The sequence below is a fragment of the Streptomyces sp. NPDC127106 genome (assembly GCF_042677605.1).
Lineage (GTDB): Bacteria > Actinomycetota > Actinomycetes > Streptomycetales > Streptomycetaceae > Streptomyces.
Genome location: NZ_JBHXTC010000007.1, coordinates 20,743 through 27,606, shown reverse-complemented (window position 1 = coordinate 27,606; position 6,864 = coordinate 20,743). Strand labels below are relative to the sequence as shown.

Below are 6,864 nucleotides of genomic sequence, written 5' to 3'. Positions count from 1 at the left end.
AAGGTGCGCAGCTGCTCGGCCAGCCACTCGAAGGTGACCTCCTCCTCGCCGCGCCGCTTCTCCAGCTCCTCGATGCCTCGATCGGTGAAGTACAAGTCGGGCTCCGTGCCGTGATGAAGATGTGCATGCGGATGTTTCCCGCCAGGATAATCCGCATAACCGGCGAGACCTCCCCTCCCAGCGGCCCCGGCGCTAGCCTGGAGTGCCTTTCCAATCGCGAGAGGGGCGGGGGATGCCAGACGCGCGCACCGGCGGCACCGCACGCGCATACGAACTCCTCGAACCCCTCGTCCAGGCCGCGACCGTACGCGTCCACGCCGCCCCCGACGGGTATGCACCCCCTGGGACCGGTCCCACCTGGGGAAGCGGCTTCTTCATCGCGCCCGGCTGGATCCTGACGTGCGCGCACGTCGTCGGCGAAGGGGGTGCTGCGGTGCGTCTCGTGGGACGTGAGCTCGGCATCACCTTCTCCTCCGGCCCCCGCACCACCGGGACCGTCACCGGCCGCGTCGAATGCGTCCTGCCCGAACGGCTCGAAGAGCGCCGCCCCGCCCGCCGCGCCCTGTGGGACCTCCCCGACCTGGCCCTCGTCCGCGTCCTCGCCCCCGTCTCCCACGCCTGCGTACGCCTCACCGACCGCGCCCGGCCGCGCCTCGACGAGGTCGCCTACTTCGGCTGCACCGAGGACCTCGGCACACCCGAGATCACCGGCCGCACCACCCGGCTGCGCGGGACCGCGGCCGGCGGGGCCGCCCTGCGCCTCGGCGACGACGACGAGATCGAACCCGGCATGTCGGGAGGCCCCGTCGTGGACCTGGCCTTCGGCGAGGTCGTCGGCGTCGTCAAGGCCCGCCGGCACACCGGTGGCGGCGGACTCGCCGTCTCCGTCATCCAGCTGCGCACCCTGCCCCTGGCCGCCACCGGCCAGGTCGGCCTCTACCGCCGCGTCATGCAGGCCCACGACCTGTACCACTACGACCAGCACCTCAGCGACCTCGACACCCGCCGCACCTGGACCGACCTGCACGGCGAACTCGGCGCCCTCGGCGTAGCCAGGGCCACCGCCGGCCCCGACGGACTCCCCGGCACCGGCGTCGCCCCGTACACGGCGGCGGGCCGGCTGACCCCCGCCGAGCGCACCACCCTGTGCGGGCTGCTCGCCGAGCTGCCGCCGCCCTCCTCCTCCGAGGCCGTCCGGGCCCTCGTCGAAGCGGCCCGCGGCGAGGAACCCGACCCGGCCCTGCCCGCCCCGCTGAGCTGGCGCGACGGCCTCGGCATGCTCCACGACCCGCCCGGCGGCGCCGGAGAGGCCGCCGCCATGCTGCGCTACGCCACCGACGTCAGCGTCGCCGACTTCCGCGAGCCGCCCGCCCCCGGCGCCGACGAGGAGCTGTGGGACTGGGTCCGGGCCACCGCCGAACGGCTGTGGCGGCCCCTGCGCCGGGAACTCGGCGAACGCCGCGACCAGGGCCTGGCCGAACGGCAACGCCGCCGCCGCGCCCGCGTCGCCGCGCACGGGGCACCGGGCCTCCAGCAGCACGGACGGCCCGCCGGCACCCTGCCCCAGGGGCCCTCCGTCCTGCTGGAGGCCTGGGCCCACGGCTGGGAGGACGTCTACGACTGGCGCGTCTCCGTCCTGGCCGGACCGGCCCACCCCGGACGGGTCACCCCGGTCGGCTCCGGCGTCCGCGCCAGCCGGGCCGGACTGCCGGAAGCGGTGCGCGACGCCCTCGCCGAGGCCTTCCGCCGCTGCGACACCCACGAAGCGGCCGCCGTCCTCGAAGTCGTCGTGGCCCCCGAACTGTTCGGACTGCCGGTCGACACCTGGATCCTGACCGGCCGGGTCCCGCTCGGCGCCCAGCGGCCCGTCGTGCTGCGCTACCCCGCCGGAGGGGACGGGGCGCACCCCGCCGACGCCGACGCCGACGCAGCCCACCGCAGGGCCGACCGCTGGGCCCGCGTCCAGGCCGGGCCGCTGCTGGACGAGCGCGCCGACTGCGCCCGCGGCCGGCCCCGCAGCCCGTCCCCCGCCTGGCTGGACGGACTCGCGGACAACACCGTGCCGGTGCACTGCCGGGCCGCCGACGCGGAACCCACCCGCGGATCCCTGTACGCGGTCCGCGACGCCGGGTACGGGGTGGCGGTCACCCGGCGGCCACCGGCCGACCCGGGGGAGTCCTGCGCGCCGTTCCACCGCGGGCTGCGCGAGGAGCTGACCGAAGCGGGGCGGGGCGCACCACTGCCGGTGCGGCTCCAGGCACTGCGGGCCCGCGCCCACGGGGCGGACCCCGACGCCTACTGGGCGAACGGGATGGCCCTCGTCTGGGAGGACCCGGCCCGCGCCCTGCCCGAGGAAGAGCCGCTGCAGGGGGACCTGTGACGGGCGGGAGGGGACACGGGAGGGGACGGACGTGAACGAGGAATGGCTCATCTACCGGGGGGTCGGCGAGCCCCACGACGGCATCGACACCCTGCCCGACCCGCCGCCGTGGCGGGACTTCGACGGCGGGCCGGTCGGCGAACCCCCGTTACCCGCCGCCACGGGCGACGGGAACGTCGCCCGCCGGCTCGGCGCGCACCGGCAGGCCGCCGAACTCCACCGGCCCGAGCCCGAGGAGCTGGAGGCCATCAACGCGGCCCTGTACCTGCGCCGGCCGCTGCTCGTGACCGGCTACCCCGGCACCGGCAAGTCCACCCTCGCCCACGCCGTCGCCCACGAACTCAAACTCGGCCGGGTGCTGCGCTGGCCGGTCGTCTCCCGGACCGTGCTCCAGGAAGGCCTGTACCGCTACGACGCCATCGCCCGGCTCCAGGACGTTCAGATCGCCGCCAGCGGCGGCAGCCCCGCCGGCGCGCCCGGCATCGGCACCTACATCCGCCTCGGCCCGCTCGGCACCGCCCTGCTGCCCGGCCGGCGGCCCCGCGTCCTGCTCATCGACGAACTCGACAAGAGCGACATCGACCTCCCCAACGACCTCCTCAACGTCCTGGAGGAAGGCGAGTTCTCCCTGCCCGAACTGGAGCGCGTCGCCGACGCCGAGCCCGAGGTGCAGGTCCTCACCGACGACGGAGCCAAGGTCACCGTCCGGGACGGCCGGGTCCGCTGCCGGGCCTTCCCCTTCATCATCCTCACCAGCAACGGCGAACGGGACTTCCCCGCCGCCCTGCTGCGCCGCTGCATCCAGCTCAAACTCGGCCAGCCCGGCGAGAAACGCCTCGCCACCATGGTCCGCGCCCATCTCGGCGAGGACGCCGCCCGGCTCGGCGCCGACCTGATCCGCGAGTTCCTCAGCCGCTCCCAGTCCGAACTCGTCGCCGCCGACCAGCTCCTGAACGCCATCTACCTCACCCACTACGCCTCCCCGCCCACCCGGGAGGACCTCGCCGACCTGCTCATCCAGCGCCTCGACCGCCCGAGGTGACCCCCATGCCGCCCCCTCCCGCCGCCGCCGGGCGCCCCGCCCCGACCGGGCGACCCGCCCCGGCGCCCCCCGAGATCCGCGACCTCGCCGGCCTGCTGCGCACGGCCGGACTCGACCCCTCCGCCGAGGAGCTCGCCGACGCGCTCTGGCTCGCCGGCCGGATCGGCCCGCCCGGCCCCGCCTCCGCCCCCGCCGGCGCCACCCGCCCCGTACGCCGGCCGGGGCGGCAGGACGAGCCGCCGCCCGAGGACGGGACGCCGCCCGCCGGGCCCGGACCCGACGACCCGGTCCGGCTCTACGCCGCCCGTCTGCGCAGCACCGTCGCCGAGGAGGCCGCCGCGTTCCCCAGCGGCGCCGGCGTGCCCGTACGGGTCCCCGGCGCGGCCGCCCTGCCGCGGATCCTGGAGATACAGCGCGCCCTGCGCTCCCTCCAGCGGCACCGCCCGCCCGGCCGGCCCACCCGCCTCGTCCTCGACGAGCCGGCCACCGCCGAGGCCAGCGCGCGGGCCCTCGGGCTGGTCATCCCCGTCCTGCGGCCCGAGAGCCGGCGCGAGGCGACCGTCCGGTTGGTCATGGACGCCTCGCCCTCGATGGCCGTGTGGCAGGACATGTTCGAGGACCTGCGCGGTGTCTGCGAACGCCTCGGCGCCTTCCGGGACGTCCAGGTCCACTACCTGCACCGGCTCGCCGACGGCCGCGCCGCCCTCGGGCAGTCCCCCGCCCGCGGCACCCGGCTGCGCTCCGGCGACCAGCTCCGCGACCCCAGCGGCCGCTCCCTCACCATGGTCGTCTCCGACTGCGCCGGGCCGCTGTGGCGCGAGGGCGAGGCCCAGCGGATGCTGCACCGGTGGGCCGAATGCACGCCCTGCGTCGTCGTCCAGCCGCTGCCCCAGCGGCTGTGGAACCGCAGCTGGCTGCCGACCGAGCGGGGCACCCTCACCCGGGTCGAAGGCGGCGCCGGCAGGCTCAGGTTCCGGCCCGACCGGCCCGCCCGCCCCGGCCGGCTCCGCGGCGGCCTCACCGTTCCCGTGCTCCCGCCGAACGCCACCGCCCTCGGCGCCTGGGCGCGCCTCGTCGCCGGGTTCGGCACCGGGCCCGTACCGGCCGAGGTGGGCCGGGTCCTCGCCGACCACCCCGCCGCGCCCGTCCCGCCGCCGCGCGCCGTGCGGCCGCCCCGCGAACTCGTGCGCCGCTTCTACTCCTCCGCCTCGCCGCGCGCCGTCCAGCTCGCCGTCTACCTGGCGGCGGCCCCGCTGACCCTGCCGGTGATGCGGCTCGTCCAGCGCACCATGCTGCCCGACTCCGAGCCCTCCGACCTGGCGGAGGTGCTGCTCAGCGGACTGCTGCGGCGCGGCCCGGCGGCGGGGGAGTGGTACGAGTTCACTCCCGGCGTGCAGGACGTCCTGCTCGGGCCGCTCGGCCGGGACGAGGCCGCCCTCGTCCTCAAGCACTGCTCCGAGTACGTCCTCGCGCACTTCGGGCGCGGGGTGCGCAACTTCCCCGCGCTCGCGGTCTCCCAGCTCACCGGGGAACCGGTGGTCGAGGAGGACGGCGACGGGCGGGTCCCCGCCGGGCCGCTCCCGCAGGCCTTCGCCGAGGTCTCCGCCCGCGTCGTACGGCGCTACCTGCCCGGGCCGGCCGCACGGGACACCGCCGACCGGGAGCCCGCCGCGCCCCCGCCCGGGCGGGGCTGGGCCGTGCGCACGGCCCGCGACCGGATCGCCGCCCAGGACCGCCAGGGCGGTGACGGCGCCGAGCGCGGGCTGTACGAGGCCGTCGCGGTGCTGCGCCGCGCGGTGACCGCCCCCGCGGGCCCCGACGACCCCGCGGGCGAGGCGGAGTGCGAGCTGGCCGGGGCGCTGCTGCGGCTGTGGGCCCGGCAGCGGGACCCGGAGCTGCTGACCGAGGCCGAGCAGGCGGTGAGCGGGCTCGACACCGCGCCGGCCCGGGCACTGCGCGGCCGGGTGCTGTACGAGCGGGCCCTGGCCCCGCCGGCCGAACGGCCGGACGCGCAGCTGCTGGCCGCCGCCGAGCGGGAGCTCGCCGCCGCGGCCGCCGCCCCCGACGGCGATGCGCGGCTGCGGCTGGACTGCGTCGTGCGGCAGGCCCAGGCCCTGGTCGGGCTGGGCGAGCTGCGCGACGACCCGATCCCGCTGCTCCAGGCGCGGGCGGTGCTGGAGGCGCTGGCCGGGCAGGGGGCCGGGGCGCGGGCCGGGGCCGAGGGGGTCCTGCGGCCGGCCCTCGGGCGGGTGCTGCTGGCCCTGCTGCCCCGCACCCCCGATCCGGTGGAGCGCACCGCCCTGGCCGAACAGGCCGCCGGACACCTGGCGTCGGGCCTGCCGGAGACGGCGGCCGGGGACGCCGGCCCGGGCGCCGGAGCGGGCGCCGGAGCGGGTCCCCTGCCGGGGGCGGGACCGGGGCCCGGTGCGGACACGGACACCGGCACCGGCACCGGCACCGGCACTTCGGTGGGCCCCGCGGCACCGGAACCCGGTCCCGGCAGGGCCGGAGCCGGGCCGGGGACCACCGCCCCCGCACGGGCCGACGGGCCGGTGCAGGCGCGGGCCCGGGCACAGGAGGCGCGGCTCCGGGTGGACCTGGCCACGGCCCTGCGCTATCTGCCCGCCCGGCTGGAGGAGGCGTCCGGCCAGCTGGCCCGGGCCCTCGCCGAGGCCGGCGGGGACCCCGAGCTCCGGCTCGCCGCGCTGGTGTGCCTGGCCCGCGTGCACCGGGCCCGGTCCGCGCGGGACGGGGACCCGACCGCGCTGGAGGACGCGGCCGACGCGTACGGCAGGGCCCGCCGGCTGATCCCCCGCGACGGGGAGGCCTACGCGGAGCTGCTGCCCGAGTGGGGCGACGTCCTCCTGGAGCGGTCCCGCTCCGCCGGCGGGCGACGGTTCACCTCGGCGGCCGTACGGGTGCTGCGCGACAGCCGGGCCGCGGTCCCGCAGTCCGACGCCCGCTCGGCGCACCGGCTCGTACGCCTCGCGGAGGGGCTCCGGCTGCGGCACGGCTACGAGGGCGACGTCGTGGACCTGCGGGAGGCGGAGTACCTGCTGGAGCTGGCCGTCCGGCACAGCCGCAGCCCGCTGGAGCAGGCCCGCGCCTGGCGGGAGCACGGGGACGTCCAGCAGGAGATCCACGCCCACACCCGGGCCCTGGACCGGCTCGACCGGGCCGCGGACTCCTACCGGCGGGCTTGGCGGGCGGCCCTGGAGGCGGACCGCGCGGACCGCCGGGAGGTCGCCGTCGAAATCGCCGCCAGGGTCCAGGAGCTGCGCGGCGGGGTGCTGGAGCGGCTGGCCCGGCCCCGGGCGGCGCTCGACGCCTACCGGTCCGCCCTGGAGCTGTGGCGGGGACTCGGGGAGGCGGCCACGGACCGCAGGGAGGCGCTGGCCTCCCGGGTCCGCACCCTGGAGGCCGGGCTGTGAGGCCGGCGCAC

The 6,864-nt window shown here is 78.1% G+C and carries 4 protein-coding genes; 3 read left to right on the top strand and 1 reads right to left on the bottom strand.

The features are described from left to right. Positions 1 to 95: DUF6104 family protein (locus ACFVGY_RS09480; protein WP_385673981.1), on the bottom strand; the 95-nt coding region annotated here is incomplete at its 3' end. A gap of 137 nt (positions 96 to 232) precedes the next feature. Here ACFVGY_RS09480 and ACFVGY_RS09475 point away from each other — a divergent pair. Genes ACFVGY_RS09475 through ACFVGY_RS09465 form a run of 3 tightly spaced genes read left to right on the top strand, consistent with a single transcriptional unit; the run spans position 233 to position 6,853 of the window. Then, positions 233 to 2,380: a trypsin-like peptidase domain-containing protein gene (locus ACFVGY_RS09475; RefSeq protein ID WP_385673489.1), complete on the top strand. Its 2,148-nt coding sequence runs from the start codon at positions 233 to 235 to the stop codon at positions 2,378 to 2,380. 31 nt (positions 2,381 to 2,411) lie between these two features. Next, positions 2,412 to 3,422 (top strand): AAA family ATPase, encoded by a 1,011-nt coding sequence (locus ACFVGY_RS09470; protein WP_385673487.1) that lies wholly within the window; start codon positions 2,412 to 2,414, stop codon positions 3,420 to 3,422. 5 nt (positions 3,423 to 3,427) lie between these two features. Then, positions 3,428 to 6,853, top strand: a complete 3,426-nt coding sequence (locus tag ACFVGY_RS09465; RefSeq protein ID WP_385673485.1) for an SAV_2336 N-terminal domain-related protein — start codon at positions 3,428 to 3,430, stop codon at positions 6,851 to 6,853. Positions 6,854 to 6,864 lie beyond the last annotated feature (11 nt).